This is a genomic window from Dietzia sp. Alg238-R159 (assembly GCF_900537145.1).
GTDB lineage: Bacteria > Actinomycetota > Actinomycetes > Mycobacteriales > Mycobacteriaceae > Dietzia > Dietzia kunjamensis.
The window spans coordinates 412,554-432,546 of record NZ_UNRI01000001.1; the positions used below are offsets into that span (position 1 = coordinate 412,554).

Genomic DNA, 19,993 nt, shown 5'->3' on the forward strand with positions numbered 1-19,993 from the left:
TTCCTCTCCTCGCTCGCAGGTCAGCGGGTTCGGTTGGCGGTGGTGGTGCCGGTGGCGGTGTGCCCGATCCGCCGGTTGCGGGCCGCGGGCTCGCCGGTGGTGGTGATGACCCCGTCGAGCGCCAGGCGGTACTTGTCGTGCTCGGTGTGGGTGAGGCGGCCGGCGAACTCGGACTCGATGGCGGTCTGCAGCTCCTCGGCCGAGAACGCCATGCCGTGCACCTTGGTGATGGGCTGGATGTCGGCGGGGAAGCGGGCCTTGAGCAGCATGGCGAGCTGTCCCAGGTTCATCTCCGGGACGAGGATCCGGCGGTACTGCTCGAGCACCTCACCGATGTTGTGCGGCAGCGGGTTGAGGTGACGCACGTGGGCGCGGGCCACGCGGTGGCCGTTCGCGCGGGCGCGGCGTACGGCCTCGCCGATGGGCCCGTAGGACGAACCCCAGCCCACCACCAGCACGTCGGCCTCACCGGACGGGTCGTCGACCTCGAGGTCGGGCACGTCGATGAGCGCGATCTTCAGGGCCCTGGTCCGGGTCATGAGGTCGTGGTTGTCGGCGGTGTAGGAGATGTTTCCGGTGCCGTTGGCCTTCTCCAGTCCGCCGATGCGGTGCTCGAGTCCGGGCTCGCCCGGGATGGCCCAGTCGCGCGCCAGGGTCTCCGGGTCACGGGCGTAGGGGAGGTACTCGGAGGCGGGCGTGCCGTCGTCGCCCTCGCCCTCGCCCTCGGGGGCCGTGGCGAGGTTCTTCTCGATCGCCGGCAGGGCGGCGACGTCGGGCAGCAGCCACGGCTCGGAGCCGTTGGCGATCGCGCCGTCGGACAGCACGATGACCGGGGTGCGGTAGGTGACCGCGATCCGGGCCGCCTCGCGGGCGATCTCGAAGCAGTCCGCGGGGGACTGCGGGGCGATCACCGCGACGGGGGACTCGCCGTTGCGGCCGAACAGGGCCTGCAACAGGTCGGACTGCTCGGTCTTGGTCGGCAGGCCCGTCGAGGGGCCGCCACGCTGGACGTCGATGACCACCAGCGGCAGCTCGGTCATCACGGCCAGGCCGATGGCCTCGGACTTGAGGGCCAGACCGGGACCGGAGGTGGACGTGACACCGAGGGTTCCGCCGTAGGAGGCGCCCAGTGCCGCGGCGACGCCGGCGATCTCGTCCTCGGCCTGGAAGGTCGTGACGTCGAACTGCTTGAGCTTGCTCAGCTCGTGAAGGATGTCCGAGGCAGGGGTGATGGGGTAGGTGCCCAGGAAGACGGGCATGTCGGCGGAGCGGCCCGCGGTGACCAGGCCGTAGGCCATCGCCGTGTTGCCGGTGACCTGACGGTAGCGGCCCTCGGGCAGCTTGGCCGGGGCGATCTCGTACTCCGAGGCGAAGGCCTCGGTGGTCTCGCCGTAGTTCCAGCCCGCGTGCAGGGCGAGGATGTTGGCCTCGAGAATGGTCGGCTTCTTGCCGAACTTGTCCTTGAGGAAGTTCTCGATCGAGTCGACCGTGCGCCCGTACATCCACGTGAGCAGCCCCAGGGCGAACATGTTCTTGCAGCGCTCGGCGTCCTTCTTGCCGAGGTCGACCGACTCGACGGCACCGATCGTCAGTGTGCTCATCGCGACCTCGTGCACCTGGAACGCCTCGAAGGCCGGCGACCCGAGGGGGTTGGACTCGTACCCGACCTTGGTGAGGTTGCGCTTGGTGAACTCGTCGGAGTTGACGATGAGGATGCCGCCCGAGGGCAGGTCCTCGATGTTGGCCTTGAGCGCCGCCGGGTTCATCGCCACCAGCACGTCGGGACGGTCGCCGGCGGTGAGGATGTCGTAGTCCGCGATCTGGATCTGGAAGCTCGAGACACCGTGGATCGTGCCCTGGGGAGCGCGGATCTCGGCCGGGTAGTTGGGCTGGGTCGCGAGGTCGTTACCGAAGGCGGCCGCCTCGGAGGTGAACTGGTCACCGGCGAGCTGCATGCCGTCACCCGAGTCACCCGCAATGCGGATGACCACCTTGTCCAGCTTGGTCTTGGACGCATTGCCCACCGGTGCTGACCTCCAGAAAGTCGTCATGAGTCGGGGCGAGTCGCGGCTCCCGTTCAGCCATCGACGGTACGCCGATTTCGGCGCAGCCCACGGCCGCGATCGTGTTCTCGGACTGTAACAGGTTCCAGTTCCACGTCGTGGCGTCTACACGGAGCCTAGACCGATCTGTCTATTCCTGCCAGTCGGGCGGTCCCCCCGCAGGAAAACTCCCCGGAACGCAGCAGAGATGAAAAACTCGTCATCATGCCCCACTTCTCACGACGCCTGGTCGCGTCCGCGGCCGCAGCCCTCGTCGTCGTCGTACTACCGCCCGTCGCCCCGGCCACGCCCGCACCCACCTCCACCCTGACGGGGGTTGACGTCGTGACCTGGACCCCGTGCCCCGCGGAGTCGGCGGCCGACGTCCTCCACCGACTGCCCCGCCCCGACGTCCTGTGCGCCTCCGTCACGGTCCCCGTCGACCACGCCGACCCCGACGGTCGCACCGTGGGGATCGAGGTCCGCAGGATCACCGCCACGGGCGACCGACAGGGGGCACTGTTCTCCAACCCCGGCGGGCCGGGAGGCGACGCCCGCACCCTCTGGTACACCGCACTCGACAGGGACGACGACTCCGCCGTCGACGAGATCCGCCGCACGCACGATCTGGTGATCGTGCAGCCCCGGGGCCTGGCGGGATCGGGCGCGCTCGAGTGTCTCCCCGGGCCGGAGGTGGAGGCCCCGGACCGTTCCGACCCCGACGACGACGACCTGAACGAGCTGGCCGCGCGGTGCATGGCCACCGACCCGGAGTTCGTGCGGTCCATCACCACGGAGAACGTCGTGCGCGACCACGAGGTGGTCCGCGAACGCATGGGCCTGGAGCGCATCTCCTTCCTCGGGTACTCCTACGGCACCGCCATCGGGATGGTGTACCAGACCCTGTTCCCGCAGAGCCTCGACCGGATGGTGCTGGACTCCTCGGTCGGACCGTCCGAGACGTGGTGGTACGAGTTCCACCGGCTGCAGGCGGCCAACCGGCACCAGGCCCGGGACCACGTCCTCGCGTGGATCGCCGAGCACGACGACGTCTACGCGTTGGGGGACACCGCCCTGAAGGTGTACCGGCGGATCCACGAGCTGGACCTGTCGGAGGGGGCGGCCGCGGGCCGGTTCCTGCCGCCCCCCGCCGTGCCGGGCGATGACGCCCCGGGGTCGGTGCCCACCGGATCGTTGGCGGCGGGCTCCCTCGACGCCCTCAACACCGGGTCGGTGCGGGCGGAGAACGCCGCCGTCGCGTCCACCGGCGGGTTCGACTCGACGCCGGACGACGCCGTCGGCTACTTCCGGGTGCTCGACTTCTACAGTCGGGCCCCCGATGCCTGGCCCGACATCGCCTGGGCGATCTCGGCGAAGGTGCACGGCACGGCGCCCGACGTCGAGACACCGGAGGAGCTGGACGAGCGGATCGAGGATGAGACCGAGGAGCGCACCGGCCGGCCCCCGGTGACGTCCGACCAGGCCACCTACCTGAAGATCATCAACTGCAACGAGACCGCGGCGCCCCGGACGAACCTGCTGGCCCCGGCCCTGATCGGCAGCAGCGACCCGGCGGGTAGCACCAACGAGGACGTGTGGGCGTTGACCGAGCAGACCCGATACTGCCTCTACCCGCCCTCTGCGGTCCCGCCGCGTATCGAGGCGCGCGAGATGGCCGCGCCGCCCCTGATCCTCCAGGCCGACCACGACCCCAACACCCCGGGCATGTTCGGTCCGGCCACCGCCGACGCGACGGGAGGCACACTCGTCCGGATCCGGGGCACCGTGCACTGCCATTTCGACACCGGCAACGAGGCGGTCGACGAGATCGTCCTGCGGTATCTCGAGACCGGTCAGGCGGAACCCGGGCAGTATCTGGACACCCCGCGCCCCGCGCCGGGAAGCCCACCGTGGGTGCCGGAGGGGTGACTCGACGGTTCTCGTGGAGGGCATCCCGCCTGGTATGAATTCCTATAGAAGGGCCCCGGCACGCGTACCGTAGCCGGGACCGGTGGTCGGTGAAGGGCGTCGGCGACGGAATCAGCGCAGGTTGGGAGCACTCCAGTGGCGAGCAAGAAGGCAGCATCGGGCGGCAAGCGGAGCCTGGTGATCGTCGAGTCCGCCACCAAGGCACGCAAGATCCAGCCCTACCTGGGGTCCGACTACGTGGTCGAGGCGTCGGTCGGACACATCCGCGACCTGCCCAAGGGCGCGGCCGACATCCCGGCCAAGTACAAGAAGGAGCCGTGGGCGCGGCTCGGGGTGAACCCGGACGACGACTTCGAACCGATCTACGTCGTCAGCGCCGACAAGAAGAAGAAGGTCGCCGAGCTCAAGAAGGAACTCGCCGGCGTGGACCAGCTCCTGCTGGCGACAGACCCCGACCGTGAGGGCGAGGCGATCGCCTGGCACCTGCTCGAGGTCCTCAAACCCACGGTGCCGGTCAAGCGGATGGTGTTCCACGAGATCACCAAGCCCGCCATCCTCGCCGCCGCCGAGAACACGCGCGAGCTCGACACCGACCTCGTCGACGCCCAGGAGACCCGCCGGATCCTCGACCGCCTCTACGGCTACGAGGTCTCCCCGGTGCTGTGGAAGAAGGTCATGCCGCGGCTGTCCGCCGGCCGCGTGCAGTCGGTGGCCACCCGGGTGATCGTCGAGCGTGAGCGCGAGCGCATGGCGTTCGTCGCCGCGGACTACTGGGACATCACCGCGACCCTGGCAACGAAGGGATCCGCCGGCGGGGACGCCGGTGAACCCCGCAGCTTCACCGCCCGCCTCTCCGCCGTCGACGGCGCCCGGGTCGCGCAGGGCCGCGACTTCGGCCAGGACGGGCGTCTGAAGTCCACCGGCGCGGCCAAGGACTCCGTCGTCCTCGCCGAACCGGCGGCCCGGGCGCTGGCCGACGCGCTGACCGGTGCCGACTTCGTCGTCGACTCCGTCGAGTCCAAGCCGTACACACGGCGCCCCTACGCGCCGTTCATGACCTCCACCCTCCAGCAGGAGGCCGGCCGCAAGCTGCGGTACACGTCCGAGCGCACCATGCGGATCGCGCAGCGACTGTACGAGAACGGCTACATCACCTACATGCGTACCGACTCCACGACCCTGTCCGAGGGCGGCATCGCGGCCGCCCGCGCTCAGGCCACGGAGCTGTACGGCAGCGACTACGTCTCACCCACGCCGAGGCAGTACACCCGGAAGGTCAAGAACTCGCAGGAGGCCCACGAGGCCATCCGGCCAGCCGGCGAGACCTTCGCCACCCCCGGGCAGCTCCACAGTGCGCTCGACGCCGAGGAATACCGGCTCTACGAGCTCATCTGGCAGCGCACCGTCGCGTCCCAGATGGCCGACGCGCGCGGCACGACCGTCAGCATCCGCATCAGCGGTGACGCCGGCGACAACGCCTCCGGCTACGAGCGCGCCACCTTCGCCGCCTCGGGCCGCACCATCACGTTCCCCGGCTTCCTCAAGGCCTACGTCGAGGCGACCGATGATCCGGCCGAGGGCTCGGAGAAGCAGATGGCGGACGACGCCGAGCGGCGCCTGCCCCGTCTCGACGAAGGACAGCAGCTCACCGGCACCGACCTGGTCGCCGACGGGCACACCACCAGCCCGCCCGCCCGCTACACCGAGGCGAGCCTGGTCAAGGCGATGGAGGAGATGGGCATCGGCCGCCCGTCGACCTACGCCAGCATCATCCGCACCATCCAGGACCGGGGATACGTCTACGTCCGCGGCAACGCACTGGTCCCCAGCTGGGTCGCCTTCGCCGTGGTCGGACTGCTCGAGCAGAACTTCGGCCGGCTCGTCGACTACGACTTCACCTCGCTGATGGAGGACGAACTCGACGCGATCGCCGAGGGCCGCGAGAACCGGGACGACTGGCTGCGGCGCTTCTACTTCGGTGCCGCCGAGGGCTCCGGCGACGAGGACAAGGCCAACTACGCCGTGGGGCTGAAGAACCTCGTCGACGTCAACCTCGAGGCGATCGACGCCCGCAGCATCAACTCGATCCGGGTGTTCGACGACTCCGAGGGCCGCCCGGTGCACGTCCGGGTCGGTCGCTACGGTCCGTATCTCGAGCGCATGGTCGCCGGCGAGGACGGCGCCGAAGAGTCCCAGCGTGCCAACCTGCCCGAGGGGATGAGCCCGGACGAGCTCACACTCGAGGTGGCCGAGAAGCTCTTCTCGACCCCCCAGGACGGTCGCCCGCTGGGCGTGGACCCCGAGACCGGACACGAGATCGTCGTCAAGGACGGGCGCTACGGCCCCTACGTCACCGAGAAGCTCCCCGAGGCCACCGACGCCGAGAAGGCGGTCTGGGCCAAGAAGGTGCTCGCCGACGCCGATGCGGAGAAGAAGCGGATCGACGCCGAGCGCGACGCCGCGATCGCCGCCGCCAAGGACGACGACGCCAGGGCCGAGGCCAAGAAGGCCGCGACCAAGGCCAAGGCCGCCGTGACCCGCCGGGCGAAGAAGGAGGCCGACAGCCCCACCGGGCCGAAGCCCCGGACCGGGTCGCTGATGCAGTCCATGGAGCCGGCGACGGTCACGCTGGAGGACGCGCTCAAGCTCCTGTCGCTGCCCCGCGTGGTGGGCGTCGACCCCACCAGCGGTGAGGAGATCACCGCCCAGCTCGGCCGCTACGGGCCGTACCTCAAGAAGGGCACCGACTCCCGCACCCTCGAGTCGGAGGACGCGGTGTTCACGGTGACGCTCGAGGACGCGGTGAAGATCTACTCCGAACCCAAGCGTCGGGGCCGGCAGGCCGCCGCCCCCAAGGCGCTGCGTGAGATGGGGGTCGACGAGGTCTCCGGCAAGCAGATGTTGGTCAAGGACGGTCGCTTCGGCCCGTACGTGACCGACGGCGAGTCCAACGCCTCCCTGCGCAAGGGCGACACCGTGGAGAGCCTCACCGACGCCCGCGCCTCCGAGTTGCTCTCGGAGCGGCGCGCCAAGTCGCCGCCGAAGAAGGCGCCCGCGAAGAAGGCCCCGGCCCGCAAGGCGCCGGCGAAGAAGACGGCCGCGTCGCGACGCTGAGGCCCGCCGGTCAGTGCGCTGGGTCGTCGGCCGGGCGCAACGCCACGGAGCCGGCCTGCCACCGGTCCGCGAGGGTGGGACGCAGGGGTCGGGCGAGCTGGGTCATGATGCCCCGGCCGCGCAGTTCGACGCTGCGGCCCAGCACCCAGCGTGCCGCCTCGGGGGCGTCGGCCCGGTGGATCGTGGCTGCCGAGGCCAGGACGTGTCCCTGCTCCATCTTGGCCAGCGTGGTGAGGCGGGCGGCCTCGTTGACCGGGTCGCCGATGACCGTGTACTCGAACCGCTTGGCGTGGCCGATGTGTCCGGCGATGACGGTGCCGTAGGAGACGCCGATCCCCGCCGTGAGCGGGGCCAGGTCCGCGAGTCGGCTCTGCAGCGCGCGCGCGGCCCGCAGCGCGCGACCGGCCTCGTTCTCGATCTCCAGCGGCGCCCCGAAGACAGCGAGCAGGGCGTCGCCCTGGAACTTGTTGATGTACCCGCCGTTGGTGTCGACGGACTCGACGGCGATCCGGAAGAAGTCGTTGAGCACGGAGACCACCTCGGCCGGCTCGTGGGCCGCAGCGAACTCCGTCGAGCCGGTGAGGTCGACGAACAGCACCGCGACCTGGCGTTCCTGCCCGCCCAGTTCGGTGCCGCGCTCGAGCGCGTTGCGTGCGACGTCCTCACCCACGTAGCGACCGAAGAGGTCCTGGATGGCCTCACGTTCCTGCAGGCCCGTGACCATCTCGTTGAACCCCTGGGCGAGCTGGCCGATCTCCGAGGAGTCGTAGATCGTCACGCGGGTCTCGAGATCGCCCTGCTTGACGCGACTGACGCCCGCCTGCATCTCGCGCACCGGGTCGGCGATCGAGTCCGAGACCAGCCCCATGCCGATCGCGCCGGCGATCACGGCGACACTCGCCAGCACCGCGAGGGCGACGAGGATCAGACCGGGGTCGTCGCCGAACAGGCCGAACCAGTGGCCGGTGAGGATGAGCAGGATCCCGGCGATGGGGATGACCGTGGTCAGTGACCAGCCGAGGAAGATCCGGCGACGCACGCCGGGGACATGGCGGCTCGCCGGCACGCCCCTGGACAGGGCGCGGACCGTGATCGGTCGCATGATCCGCTCGGCCTGGAGGTAGGAGATCAGGCAGGTGGTGCTGCCGCCGAGCAGGCTGGTCACCGCCACGATGAGAGCCAACCTGGGGGAGTGGCCCACGTTGACGGCGACGAACAGCAGCGTCCCGGTCACCCACATGGCCCCCGAGATGAGCGCCTGGTGGAACGGCAGGCGCAGGGTGCGGCGGCGGATGGCGCCGTCGAAGTCCGCCCCCGACCGGTCGACCCGTAGCACGGGCAGGAGGAGCAGCGTCGAGGCGATGACGCCGCCCAGGAAGGCCAGCACGAGATAGCCGATGAACAGATACTGGTTGAGGAAGCGGAACTGGTCGAGGTCGAGGAACCGGTCCATCGGCAGGACGAAGCGCAGGAACGAGAACACGAAGACCGCGCCGATGATGTTGGCCTGCACCATCGTCAGGGCATAGACGGGCCAGGGGGTGGCCCACAGCCACCTGAACAACCTGACCCATCGTTCCATCGGCCCCAGCCTAGTTCGCACCGGTGATGCCGGGAACGTAGGTGTGTCGGTGGACGGGGATAAGGTGGGGACCATGCCCGGGGTGTTCGATCGGTTGGCCGGACAGGCCGACGTCGTGGCGGAGCTGACCGCTGCCGCCACGGCCGCTCGTGCCCGCGTGCCGGGACAGGGGTGGGATGCCTCGGACGCCCGGATGGTCCACGCGTGGCTGTTCACCGGTCCGCCGGGCAGCGGCCGCAGCGTGGCGGCCTTGGCGTTCGCCGCCGCCCTGCAGTGCGAGGACCCGGGCGTGGTGGGCTGCGGGGAGTGCCGGGCATGCCACACGGTGCTGGCCGGCACCCACGCGGACGTGCACCTGCTCGCCCCGCAGGGCGTCAACATCCTGCTCAAGGACGTCAAGGAGACCATCCACCGCGCGGCGAGCCGCCCCGGCACCGGGCGCTGGCAGATCGTGGTGGTCGAGGAGGCGGACAGGCTCACCGAGCAGTCCGGGAACGCCCTGCTCAAGGTGGTGGAGGAGCCGCCCAGTCGGACCGTGTTCCTCCTGTGCTCGCCGACCACCGACCCGATGGACATCATGGTGACCCTGCGGTCGCGCTCGCGGAACGTCGCGCTGCGTCAGCCGGACGCGGCGGCGGTCGAGCGTGCGCTGCTCGCCGGCGGGGACCCGATAGACCCCGATCTGGCCCGGTGGGCGGCGTCGGTCTCCTCGGGCCACGTGGGTCGTGCCCGGTGGCTGGCGACCGACGAGGCGACCCGGGAGCGGCGGGACGTCGTCCTCCAGCTGCCCATGGTCATGCACAATCCGGGCCGGGCGTTCCCTCTCGCGGACCGGCTCGTCAGCGCCGCGGAGCAGGAGGCGGTGGCCCGCAACAGTGAATCCGACGAGCGCGAGGTCGAGGAGCTGCGCACCGCGCTGGGCGCGGGCGGCACCGGCAAGGGCACCGCGTCGGCCGGGCGGGGTGCGACGGGCGCGGTCAAGGAACTCGAGAAGGCCCAGAAGTCGCGACGGACCCGGTCCACCCGCGACTCACTGGACCTCGCGCTGGTCGACCTGGCGGGGTTCTACCGGGATGCGCTCATGTCGGCGCTCGGCGCCCGCGAGGTCGACCCGGTCCATCCGGACAAGGCGGAGGAGGCGGCGAGGCTCGGCGGGCATTACCCGGCCGCGGCGATCCTCCGCGCGATCGAGGCGATCCAGGAGTGCCGGGCGGCGATCGAAGTCAACGTCAAACCCAAGTTCGCGGTCTCGGCCATGGTGGGAGCGATCCGCGCCGCGCTGGGCTGACAACCGGGGCGGGGGCGGGTCGTTTTCCGGCGACGGGGGTCGGTCGGATATAGTTGCGACGCCCCACAAGGGCTCGCCGCGTTAGCTCAGTCGGTAGAGCATTTCACTCGTAATGAAAAGGTCGTCGGTTCGATTCCGACACGCGGCTCCACCAGAAACTCCACGAACCCCCGTCTCCGGTACTCAGAGGCGGGGGTTCGTCGTCTCCCGGCCGCGGCGCCGAGCGGAGGGGAGGCGTCGGCGAACGGCGACGGCGACCGGGGCCACTGGATACAGTCGGGTACCGATCGAGATGGTCCGACATTGGACCGTCCGAACGACAACGCCGATCCCGCTACCCAGGAAGAAGCCTCATGGCCTCAACGCCCCTGCTCGTCGAGCGAGCCGACCACATCGAGACGTGGACGCTCAACCTGCCCGACGTCCGTAACCCCATCTCGGATCCGGCCATCGTCGACGCGATCTGTGAGCGGGTGGCGGTGGTCAACGCGGACCACGATGTGCGGGCGGTCGTGCTCACCGGGGCGGGATCGGCGTTCTCCGCGGGCGGCAACGTCAAGGACATGGTGGACCGGGCCGGCATGTTCGGCGGTAGCCCGTACGAGCTCCGCGACGGGTACCGCCAGGGCATCCAGCGCATCCCGCGCGCGCTGTACCGCTGCGAGGTGCCGGTGGTCGCCGCGGTCAACGGGCCGGCGGTGGGAGCGGGGTGCGACCTCGCCGTGATGTGTGACCTGCGGGTCGCGTCCACCAAGGCGTGGTTCGCGGAGAGCTTCGTCCAGCTGGGCATCATCCCCGGCGACGGGGGTGCCTGGCTGCTCACCAAGGCGATCGGCCCGGCGAGAGCCGCCGAGATGGCCCTGACCGGGGACCGGGTCACGGCCGAGCAGGCCGCCGAGTGGGGCCTGATCAACCGGGTGGTCGAGCACGAGGGGCTGATGGACGCCGCCCGCGAGCTGGCGGCCCGGGTGGCCAAGAACCCGCCGCACGCGGTGCGGATGGCCAAGCGCCTCCTGCGCGAATCCCAGCACCAGTCGCTGGAGTCGCTGCTCGAGCTCTCGGCGACGATGCAGGCGCTCGCCCATCACACCGAGGATCACCGCGAGGCTCTCGCCGCGTTCGGTGAGAAGCGCCCCGGCACCTACACCGGTCGCTAGCGGGTCCGATGTCGTCACGAATCGCCCCACCGACCACCCTGGCGTCGGAGGAGATGACCACCCTGCGGGCCGAGGTGCGGGACTTTCTCGCCGGCGAGATCGCCGCAGGCCGCCTCACCCCGTGGATCGACACGTGGCTGACGAGGTGGGACGAGGACTTCACCCGCCGGTTGGCCGAGCGCGGCTGGGTGGGGATGACGATCCCCACCGAGTACGGAGGCCGCGGGCGCACCTTCCTCGAACGCTTCGTCGTGACCGAGGAACTGCTTTCCGTGGGCGCGCCCGTCGCGGCGCAGTGGGTCGCCGACCGTCAGATCGCGCCGTCACTGCTGCGGTACGGGACCGAGGAACAGAAGCGCGAGTACCTGCCGCGGATCGCCGCGGGCGAGTGCTGCTTCGGCATCGGGATGAGCGAGCCGGACTCGGGGTCCGATCTCGCGAGCGTGCGGACGAAGGGCGTCCGGGTCGACGGTGGCTGGTCGATCACCGGGACCAAGGTGTGGACGTCCGGGGCGCAGCACGCCGAGGCCTTCATCGCCCTGTGCCGCACCGAGCCGCTGGACACGTCGAACCGCCACGCGGGTCTGAGCCAGTTCATCGTCGATCTGCGCAGCGAGGGCGTCACCATCCGCCCGATCGTGTCGCTCTCGGGCGATCACCACTTCAACGAGGTCGTCCTCGATGAGGTGTTCGTGCCCGACTCGATGGTCTTCGGCACCCTCGGCCACGGTTGGGAGCAGGTCAACTCGGAGTTGGCCTTCGAGAGGAGTGGTCCCGAGCGGTTCCTGTCCTCCTTCCGGGTGTTCGCCGCCGAGATCGGGGCGGTCGTCGCGGGGGCACTGCCCCCGCGCGCCGACCTCGGTCGGTCCGTGGCCCGGATGGCCGGTCTGCACGCGCTCAGCCAGAACATCGCCGGGTCCCTCCAGCGGGGCGAGCCCGCGGACACCGCCGCCGCGCTGGTCAAACTGTTGGGCACCACCACCGAGGGCGATCTCGTGGATGCGGTCTCCGCGGGCCTCGGCGACGAGTTCGCGGCCGGTGACGACCCGGCTGCGGCCGAACTGACGGACCTGCTGCGGGCGGGACTCCACCAACGCCCCGGTTTCACGCTCCGCGGCGGGACCAACGAGATCCTGCGCGGCGTGATCGCGCGAGCACTGGGGATGCGATGAGCGACGCCACCGACCAGCACGCCGCGTCTGCGGACCAGGCCGACCAGCACGCCGCGACCGCCGACCCGGGTGTCGACGAGGACCTGCTCACGATGATGGGCGACGTCCTCGCCGTGCACAACGGCGCCGACGTGGAACCCGACCCAGCTGCGGTGTGGCAGAGCCTGGTCGAGGTGGGGCTCGCCCGGCTCACCGCCCCCGAGGTCGGCGGCGGGAGCGGCGCCGGCTGGGCCGAGGCGGCTGCTCTGCTCCGCCTGTCCGCGGCCGCGGGGGTGGCCGTCCCCTACGCCGAGACCGACCTCGTCGTCGGGCCCCTTCGTCGCGCCGCCGCGCTCGACGACGCCACCACGGCGACGGCGACACTCGCGGTGATCGGCCCCGACGGCCTCGCGCGGCGCGTGGCCTGGGCGGGTGGCACCGACACGGTCCTGTTCGTCCGACGGGCCGGAGGGGAAGACGACGACGAGGTGGGCGGGCACCCGGCCGGCGGGTACGAGCTCGCCGAGGTGCCGACAGGCCGAACCGGCGTCGCGGCCGTCCGCGGGGTGTCCGCGGTCCCGCTGGCCGACGTGAGCCCGCCGGTGGACGCGACGTGGACCGCGGTCGACACCGCCGCTGTCGAGGCCGCCGTCCTGCGGGGAGCACTGGCCAGGTCGGTGCAGTGCGTGGGCGCGGCCGAGGGGATGCTCGACTCGGCCGTCGCGCACACGACCCAGCGGAATCAGTTCGGCCGGCCACTGTCCCGGTTCCAGTCGGTGCAGAACCTCGTCGTCGACATCGCCGCGGAGACGGTTCTCGCGCGCGCGGCGGTCGACCAGGCCGTCGCGGACGCCCTCACCACCGACCTCGGCGGGCCGCTGTCCGGATTCCGGGTGGCCGTGGCGCGCAGCGTGGTCTCGCAGGCCCTGGCGGTGGCCGTCCGCAACGCCCACCAGGTCCACGGCGCGATGGGCACGACCCACGAGCACACCCTGCACCGCCTGACCCTGCCCGCCCTGCAGTGGCGCGGGGAGTTCGGCTCGGCCACGTTCTGGGAGTCCCTGCTCGCCGACGCGGCCGTGGCCGGCGGGATGGACGGGGCGTGGCCGATGGTCGTCGAGGGCACCCCGATCGACGGTGCGGCGGCGGCGTGGCTCGACCGCGTGACCCGGGCGCACCCCGGGCCCTCGCGGGACCGCTGAGCCCCGGGCCGGACCGCGCGCCACGGGCCGCGATCTCGGTACCCTCGACACCAGTACCGAGAAAGGTCGTGTCGTGGAATTCCTCCTCATCGCCGCAGTGATCGCGGTGGCCGTCGCTGTGGTCTCCCGCAGTCAGAACAAGGGCCAGACCCAGCTGGAGGCGCAGCACAATCACAACCTCGCGGACTACCGGGCCGAGGCGGCCCGGTGGGTCGAGCGTCTCGGGGGCCAGGTGTTCAACCTGGACGGCACCGACGAGGCGTCCAAGCAGGCCATGGCCGACGCGTCGGAGCGCTACACCGCGGCGGTCTCCGAGTTGGAGAACGCCCGCACCCCGGTGCAGGCGCAGCTGGCCAAGGACACCGCGCTGGAGGGCCTGTACTACGTACGCGCCGCGCGCTCGGCGATGGGCCTGGACCCGGGCCCTGAGCTGCCCAAGACCCCCGGACAGGACCGCGCCGGCCGTGTGACGGAGGACCGCGAGGTCGACGTCGAGGGCCGGACGATGAAGGCCGCGACCGATCCGAGCGACGAGACCCCGCACTACTACCCGGGTGGCGTCGTGGCCGGTCGACCGGTCCCGGCCGGCTGGTACTCGGAGCCCTGGTGGGCGTCGGCCCTGACCACGGGCGTGTGGATGATGGGCTCGATGATGATGTTCAACATGATGTTCGCCGGCATGTCGGGCATCGGGTACTCCGGTGAGGACTTCGCGTCCGGGGTGGGCGAGGGCGGCGCCGACGTCAGTGACATGGGCGGCGGCGACGGCGGCGAGGGGTTCTTCGACGGCGGACTCATGGGCGGGGACGGCGGCGATGGCGGAGGCGACGGCGGAGGCTTCTTCGACGGTGGCCTGTTCGGAGGCGACGGCGGGGGAGACGGCGGCGGGGGCTTCTTCGACGGCGGCCTGTTCGGCGGCGACGGCGGCGGCTTCTTCGACTTCTGACCCGGCCGCGGTGCGCCCTGCCCGGTCGCGGTGCGCCGCGGCGGCTCAGCAGCCGGCCAGGACCCGGTCCATCGCGTCGCGCTCGGCCGGCGTCACCCACAGGCCGTACCGGTCCTTGACCAGCACCTGGCGCGAGACGTACGAGCACCGGAACTCGCGACGGGGCGGCAGCCAGGTGGCGGTGTCGCCGTCGCCCTTCTGCTGATTCGCCCACCCTGCCACGGCCAACAGGTTGAGCGGGTCGTTGGCGAAGTCACGCCGCTGCTCCTCGGTGAGTTGCTGTGCGCCCTTCTGCCACGCGTCCGACATCGCCACCACGTGGTCGATCTGAACCTCCGATGACGTGTCCTGCCCGCGGACGAAGTCAATCCGCTCCCCGGTGTACGGCCCCTCCAGGACGCCGGTGAGGACCACGCAGTCCCGCGTGCCGGGCCGGAAGGTGATGTCCTGCAGGTCGCGCTGGAGGATGTCGTTGCGAGTGTCGCAGCCGTTGCGTCCGAACTCCACGGACACGTCGTCGGTCCACGACTGCCCGAACAGGTCGCGGTCGTACCCCGTCTTTGGTGCCCGGCCCTTGACCTCGAGTTGCGGCAGGGCCCCGAGGGCCGCCGCGACCAGGGGATCTCCGGGTGGGCCGGCGTCGGGGTCGACCGGGGGCGCGGGCTCGGCGGGGGGCGCCGGCTGCGCGTCGACGGGCGGGGGTTCCACCGGCGACGACGGCGAGGTGTTCCCCTCCGGGTCGACCGTCGATGTCGGGGGAGTGCCGACCGTGCCCGGGGCGCCGACCGTGCCCGGGGCGCCCTCCTCGGGTTCGGCGCACCAGCCGATCCCGGCCAGCACGGCCACCCCGAGGACGACGGCACCGATTGCACGAGGGGTTCCGGAACTCATGCGGGGCACCCTATCGAGGGCCTCCGACACCCCCGCCCGCGGCCGAGCATCGTCGCAGGCCGGAGCGCCCCCACGGGCGCGACTGTGCCCATGATGGTCGTGGCGCCCGTACACCTGCATCGCAGCCGCTCCCCGGGGTGGCGTCTCGCACCCGCTTCGGGGCAGGCGAGACGCCATGTTGACGTGCGGCTGTCGCCCGGGCGTGCAGCCGCGCGAGCGAGACGCCAGGCGCGGGAGCGGATGCGTGGGGCGGGACCGGATGCGCGGCGATGCGGGTCTGCGGGGGCGCAGGCGTAGCGGCCATCGTTCCCGAGCGCCCTGCCACTCAGGGGAGTGCACGTGCGCTCCCGCCGGGCCGACTAGCGTGGCCCGCGATGCCCCCCGCCACGTCCAGCCGCCGACCCACCCCGGGCACGCCCGACGACCGCACCCCGGGCACGCCCGACGTTCCCGCGCGGGCCCGGCCGACGGATCGCGGTCGGCTCGTCCTGGCGGCCTGCGCGCTGGTGGTGGCGGCCACGGCGGTGCGCACCTGGGTCGCCGCGGCGGGCTGGTTCTACTGGGACGATCTCCTCCTGCACGGCAGGGCGGCCGCGCAGGCGTTCCCGGATCCCGCGTTCCTGTTCGCGGACCACGACGGTCACCTCATGCCCGGCGCGATGGCCCTGACCTGGGTCGCGGCGCACGTCGCGCCGCTGGACTTCCGCGTGCCGCTGGTACAGATCGCGCTGCTCCAGCTGGTCGCGGGCGCCGCGCTCGCCCGGATGCTGTGGGTCCTGCTGGCCGGCCGGGCGATCCTGCTGGTCCCACTCGTGGCCACGCTCGCGATCCCGCTCGGCCTGCCGTCGGCCACGTGGTGGGCGGCCGCCCTCAACGCGCTGCCGCTCGCCGCCGCGATGGCGTGGACGGTGGCGTCGATAATCCTGCTCGCTCGCTCGGGTCGCCGACGCCATGCCGTGGGTGCCGCGGTGGCCACGGCTCTGGGGTTGCTGTTCGTCGAGAAGGCGCTCATCATCCCGGTGGTGGCCGCGGCGGTGCTGCTGGGGTCGTGGTGGACGGGCGGCGGAACACGCAGTGAGCTGCGGGCCCTGTGGCGTCGGACCCGCTGGGCCTGGTCGGCACTGGCCGCGATCGTCGTGGTGTGGGGGGCGGTGTTCCTCGTCGTCGTCGGCCGTCTCGGGGGAGGATCGTCGGGCGGGTTCCCGGCCGGGACCGAGGGCGGGGACGACACCGGCGGCACCGGCGCCGGGAGCCCGGGGCCCGGATTCGTCGACCTGGTGGACCACACCTACCGGCTGGCGGTGGTGCCGACGCTGGGCGGGGGACCGTGGAGCTGGGAGCGCTGGCACCCGGGACCCCCGATGGCAGACCCGTCGACGATGGCCGTCGTCGTGGGCGCCCTGGCGGTCGCGGCGGTCCTGGCGTGGTCCGTTTTCACCCGGCGGCGCACCGGTGCGATCTGGGTGGCCGCTGCGCTGTACCCGATGGTGACGGTGGTCCTGGTCGCGGTGGGGCGCACCGGCCCGGACACCGCGACGGAGATCGTGCAGACCCTCCGGTACCACTCCGAACTGCCGGTGGTGCTGGCTGCGGCCGCCGCTCTGGCGATCGCCGCACCGCGCCGGCAGGACGCCCGGCGCCGGCAGGACGCCCCGCGCCGGCAGGACGCCGCGCCCGGGGAGCGCGCCGCGCCCGAGGGGGACCCCGCCCCGCGGATCGGCCGCGCGGGGACCTGGTTGCCGATGGCGGGCGCGCTCGGCCTGGTCGCGCTGCTCGCCTCCTCCGCCGTCTCGACCGTCTCGTACCGCCAGGTGTGGTCGGAGCAGCCGTCCCGCGACTACACCGAGCCGCTACTCGCGGCGCTGCGCGAGCGCACCGAGCCCCTGCTCGACAAGGAGGTCCCGCTCGAGGTGCTGCTCCCCCTGACGACGCCCGCCAACCGGCTGTCCGCGCTGCTCGCCGGGGTGCCCGGGCTACCGCCGATCGGGGCCTGGACCCGCGACCCGGTGGCGATCGACGCGCACGGGGCGCTGCATCCCGCCGACGTGGTCCCGGGCCGCACCATCCCGCAGGGGCCGGTGCCCGGCTGCGGCCACCGGGTCGGTCCGGACGGCGCCCGGATCGCCCTGGACGGTCCGCTGCTCGGGCGCGACTGGGTGGTGCGGCTCCACCTCCTCGCGGACGCCGACGGTCACGTCGCGGTCCGTCTCGATGACGGCGACGAGGTGACGGCCCCCGTCCAGGCCGGGCCGGGGACGGTGTACGTCCGCCTCGAGGGCGGGGGGACGGGCCTGACCGTCTCCCCGGGCGGGGGCGCCTCCCAGCTGTGCGTGGGCAGCGGACCGGTCGGCGTACTCGTGCCGCGCTGAGGTTCCACGGCCCGGTGGACCATAATGGGCGGGTCGGACGGCGGGCCCACGGACGCCGAGAGGGACACGGACACGGACAGGGCCAGAACACGGACAGGTCCAGGAACGGAGGCGGGTCATCGACATCGCGTTGGTCATGATGACCCTCACCGCGCTCCTGGTGGTGCCCGGCGCGATCGTGGGCGCCGCCGCGCAACTGCCCCTGCGTCTCGCGCTGGGCACGTCGATCCCGGTCTCGTTCGGGATCGCCGCGATCGCCGGCTACGTCTACGGCCGGGTCGGGGTGCCGTGGTCGCTCGGCGCCTACGTGGTCGCCACGGCCGCGACCGCCGCGGTGGTCGGCGTGGTGGGGCTGCTGATCACCGGGGCGACATGGGTGTGGCGACGACGACGAGGCCGCGACGCCACGCCGGCGGACGGGCGACGCCGTCGCCGGCGCCGCCGAACCGGCCGGGTCGGCCGACTCCGCAGGGGTCGCGGGACCGCTGGGGTCGAGCGCCCCGGCCGGGTGGACGGTCGGCCCGGGCGGCGCTCGTGGTGGTGGCTGCTGCCGGGCGCGGCGATACTGACGAGCGCCTGGCTGATCGGCCAGATGATCCTCACCGAACTCTCGGCGACCCCCGGCGGCACGGCGAACATCTTCCAGGGCTGGGACGCCCACTGGCACGCCAACTACATCCGCTTCATCCATGACCTCGGCGTGGCGTCGCCCGACCTCGCCGGGGAGCTGCGTTACCCGGAGAACGGCGCGACCCTCTACTACCCGAGCACGTGGCACTCGATCGCCGCCCTGGTCATGGGCCTGCGGGGGATCGGCGCCGTCGAGACGTACAACCTCGTGCAGATCGGCAGTGTCGCCCTCGTGTTCCCGCTGGGCGTGGCGGCCTTGGCGTGGCTGATCACCCACCGCCGGTTCTCCCGGCCCGTGGTGGCCACCTCGGCGGCCGTGGCCGCGATGGCCACCCCGCTGTTCCCAGGTCTGCCGTTCGTCGAGGTGATGGTGGCCGCCACCCCGTCGGCCGTGGCCAACGGCATGGCCGGCCTGGGGGCCGCGGTCGTGGTGGCGGCCCTGGCCGATCGGCGGCTCATTCCCGCCGCCGCGCTCGGGCTGGTCGGCATCGGCGGCGTCCATCCGTCGGCCATGGTCACCGCGGCCGTGTTCGTGCTGTTCTGGTGGCTGTTCGACGGGCTGTGGCGGCCGGTCCGCGGCCGTGTGCGCGACGTCGTGGTGTTGGCCGGCATCGGGCTCGCCGGGGTGCTCACGCTGTTGCCGCAGGTGCTCACGGTGTCCGAGGAGGCCGACGACATCTCGGCCTTCGAGTTCCAGATCGACGCCGACCGCGCCGCCACCTGGGGCAAGGCGGTAGCCCTGCAGGTGCGCCACGTCCAGGATTGGGGCGTGCGGTGGGTGCTGTTGTCCGTGGCCGCGCTGGGCCTGGTGGTGATGCTGCGCCGCAAGGTGTTCTGGCCGCTGCTGCTGTGGGGCGGGCTGTTGGTGGTGTGCGTCAACTCGATGAGCGTGTTCGGCAACTGGACCGGCGGTGTACTCCGCGGGATCGGCAGCATCTACTACAACGACCCCCGCCGGATCGGGGTGGTGCTGGCCGTGGTCGTGGCCGCGGCGGTGGGTGTGGGCGTCGGGGCGACCGTCCAGGCGCTGGCGGGATGGTTGGGCAGGCTGGTCGATCCCCTCACCGACCCGGACGGCGGCGGCGTCCGGCTCGCCCGGGTGGCCGTGGCGCTGGCCGCCCTGGTGGGGGTGGGGTCCTGGGTGGTGCAGGCCTCGCCCGAGTACGCGGTCGCGGCCGGGGTGAACCAGCGGTGGAACCGCATGGTCGACGAGCACGACCTGCGCGCCTTCCGCTGGCTGTCCGAGCAGCCGCAGGCCTACTCGGGTCTCATCTATACCAATCCCGACGAGGGCTCGGGCTGGATGTACGCCACCGACGGGTTGCCCTCGACCTCGCGGCACTACCTCCAACCCGGTTCCACGACCCCGCTGACCACCTATCTGTTCTTCCGGATGGACGAGGCCGGCGTGAACCCCCGCGTCGACCGCGCGTTGGCGGAGCTCGGTGTGACGTACGTGTACGTGAGCCCGCCCAACTACTGGGGGTTCCAGAAGCCCAACGAGCATCTGCTGCGCCTCGACGGCACGCCCGGCTTGGTCAAGGTGTACGCCGAGTCGCAGGTGCGGATCTACGCGGTGCGGGACGCGTTCACCGACGCCGAACTGGCGCAGATGGTGGAGGACTCCCCGTTCCCGCCCGAGCGGCGGTCCCCGCTCACCCGGGCGGCCGGGACATACGGGCCGGAGTGACC

Annotated in this window: 12 protein-coding genes and 1 tRNA gene; 10 read left to right on the forward strand and 3 right to left on the reverse strand. The window is 72.0% G+C overall.

Going from position 1 to position 19,993, the window contains the following annotated elements; genetic code table 11:
* Positions 1–20 precede the first annotated feature (20 nt).
* Positions 21–2,024 (reverse strand): 2-oxoacid:acceptor oxidoreductase subunit alpha, encoded by a 2,004-nt coding sequence (locus G6R20_RS01895; RefSeq protein WP_163375432.1) that lies wholly within the window; start codon positions 2,022–2,024, stop codon positions 21–23.
* A gap of 243 nt (positions 2,025–2,267) precedes the next feature.
* Here G6R20_RS01895 and G6R20_RS01900 point away from each other — a divergent pair, with 243 nt between their 5' ends.
* Positions 2,268–3,971, forward strand: a complete 1,704-nt coding sequence (locus G6R20_RS01900) for an alpha/beta fold hydrolase (protein WP_163375433.1) — start codon at positions 2,268–2,270, stop codon at positions 3,969–3,971.
* A 135-nt stretch (positions 3,972–4,106) separates the two neighbouring features.
* Positions 4,107–7,085, forward strand: coding sequence for a type I DNA topoisomerase (topA, locus tag G6R20_RS01905; RefSeq protein ID WP_163375434.1), 2,979 nt, complete (start codon positions 4,107–4,109; stop codon positions 7,083–7,085).
* 10 nt (positions 7,086–7,095) lie between these two features.
* Here the strand turns inward: topA and G6R20_RS01910 are convergent, their stop codons facing one another.
* Complete coding sequence (locus tag G6R20_RS01910) at positions 7,096–8,667, reverse strand: adenylate/guanylate cyclase domain-containing protein (protein WP_163375435.1); 1,572 nt, start codon at positions 8,665–8,667, stop codon at positions 7,096–7,098.
* A 73-nt stretch (positions 8,668–8,740) separates the two neighbouring features.
* Between G6R20_RS01910 and G6R20_RS01915 the strand changes: the two genes are divergently transcribed.
* The 6 genes from G6R20_RS01915 (at position 8,741) to G6R20_RS01940 (ending at position 14,411) form a co-directional block, all read left to right on the forward strand.
* Positions 8,741–9,955 carry a DNA polymerase III subunit delta' gene (locus G6R20_RS01915; RefSeq protein ID WP_163375699.1) on the forward strand — a complete coding sequence of 405 codons (1,215 nt, stop codon included), beginning with the start codon at positions 8,741–8,743 and terminating at the stop codon, positions 9,953–9,955.
* Between the two features lie 75 nt (positions 9,956–10,030).
* Positions 10,031–10,106: transfer RNA gene (locus tag G6R20_RS01920), tRNA-Thr, on the forward strand.
* A gap of 202 nt (positions 10,107–10,308) precedes the next feature.
* Entirely contained in the window at positions 10,309–11,112 is an 804-nt protein-coding gene (locus G6R20_RS01925) for a crotonase/enoyl-CoA hydratase family protein (protein WP_163375436.1), read from the forward strand.
* Positions 11,113–11,120: 8 nt separating this feature from the next.
* The gene (locus G6R20_RS01930) at positions 11,121–12,284 is read left to right on the forward strand and encodes an acyl-CoA dehydrogenase family protein (protein WP_163375437.1); all 1,164 of its coding nucleotides are present in this window, start codon (positions 11,121–11,123) and stop codon (positions 12,282–12,284) included.
* 92 nt (positions 12,285–12,376) lie between these two features.
* Positions 12,377–13,465 carry an acyl-CoA dehydrogenase family protein gene (locus tag G6R20_RS01935; protein WP_346010028.1) on the forward strand — a complete coding sequence of 363 codons (1,089 nt, stop codon included), beginning with the start codon at positions 12,377–12,379 and terminating at the stop codon, positions 13,463–13,465.
* 73 nt (positions 13,466–13,538) lie between these two features.
* Positions 13,539–14,411 carry a hypothetical protein gene (locus G6R20_RS01940; RefSeq protein WP_067711504.1) on the forward strand — a complete coding sequence of 291 codons (873 nt, stop codon included), beginning with the start codon at positions 13,539–13,541 and terminating at the stop codon, positions 14,409–14,411.
* Between the two features lie 45 nt (positions 14,412–14,456).
* On the opposite strand, the gene G6R20_RS19080 is transcribed toward G6R20_RS01940, so the two are convergent.
* Positions 14,457–15,302 (reverse strand): HNH endonuclease family protein, encoded by an 846-nt coding sequence (locus tag G6R20_RS19080; protein WP_163375439.1) that lies wholly within the window; start codon positions 15,300–15,302, stop codon positions 14,457–14,459.
* Between the two features lie 374 nt (positions 15,303–15,676).
* On the opposite strand from G6R20_RS19080, the gene G6R20_RS01950 reads away from it, so the two are divergent.
* Positions 15,677–17,671 carry a hypothetical protein gene (locus tag G6R20_RS01950; RefSeq protein WP_240341231.1) on the forward strand — a complete coding sequence of 665 codons (1,995 nt, stop codon included), beginning with the start codon at positions 15,677–15,679 and terminating at the stop codon, positions 17,669–17,671.
* 136 nt (positions 17,672–17,807) lie between these two features.
* Positions 17,808–19,991, forward strand: a complete 2,184-nt coding sequence (locus G6R20_RS01955; RefSeq protein ID WP_205475698.1) for a DUF6541 family protein — start codon at positions 17,808–17,810, stop codon at positions 19,989–19,991.
* Positions 19,992–19,993: the final 2 nt, after the last annotated feature.

Excerpts from the sequence above, each read along its gene's own strand:
- G6R20_RS01900 (WP_163375433.1), top strand. The coding sequence starts at position 2,268 with ATGCCCCACTTCTCACGACGCCTGGTCGCGTCCGCGGCCGCAGCCCTC.
- G6R20_RS01910 (WP_163375435.1), bottom strand. The coding sequence starts at position 8,667 with ATGGAACGATGGGTCAGGTTGTTCAGGTGGCTGTGGGCCACCCCCTGG.
- G6R20_RS01915 (WP_163375699.1), top strand. The coding sequence starts at position 8,741 with ATGCCCGGGGTGTTCGATCGGTTGGCCGGACAGGCCGACGTCGTGGCG.
- G6R20_RS01925 (WP_163375436.1), top strand. The coding sequence starts at position 10,309 with ATGGCCTCAACGCCCCTGCTCGTCGAGCGAGCCGACCACATCGAGACG.
- G6R20_RS01930 (WP_163375437.1), top strand. The coding sequence starts at position 11,121 with ATGTCGTCACGAATCGCCCCACCGACCACCCTGGCGTCGGAGGAGATG.
- G6R20_RS01935 (WP_346010028.1), top strand. The coding sequence starts at position 12,377 with ATGATGGGCGACGTCCTCGCCGTGCACAACGGCGCCGACGTGGAACCC.
- G6R20_RS19080 (WP_163375439.1), bottom strand. The coding sequence starts at position 15,302 with ATGAGTTCCGGAACCCCTCGTGCAATCGGTGCCGTCGTCCTCGGGGTG.
- G6R20_RS01950 (WP_240341231.1), top strand. The coding sequence starts at position 15,677 with ATGCCCCCCGCCACGTCCAGCCGCCGACCCACCCCGGGCACGCCCGAC.
- G6R20_RS01955 (WP_205475698.1), top strand. The coding sequence starts at position 17,808 with ATGATGACCCTCACCGCGCTCCTGGTGGTGCCCGGCGCGATCGTGGGC.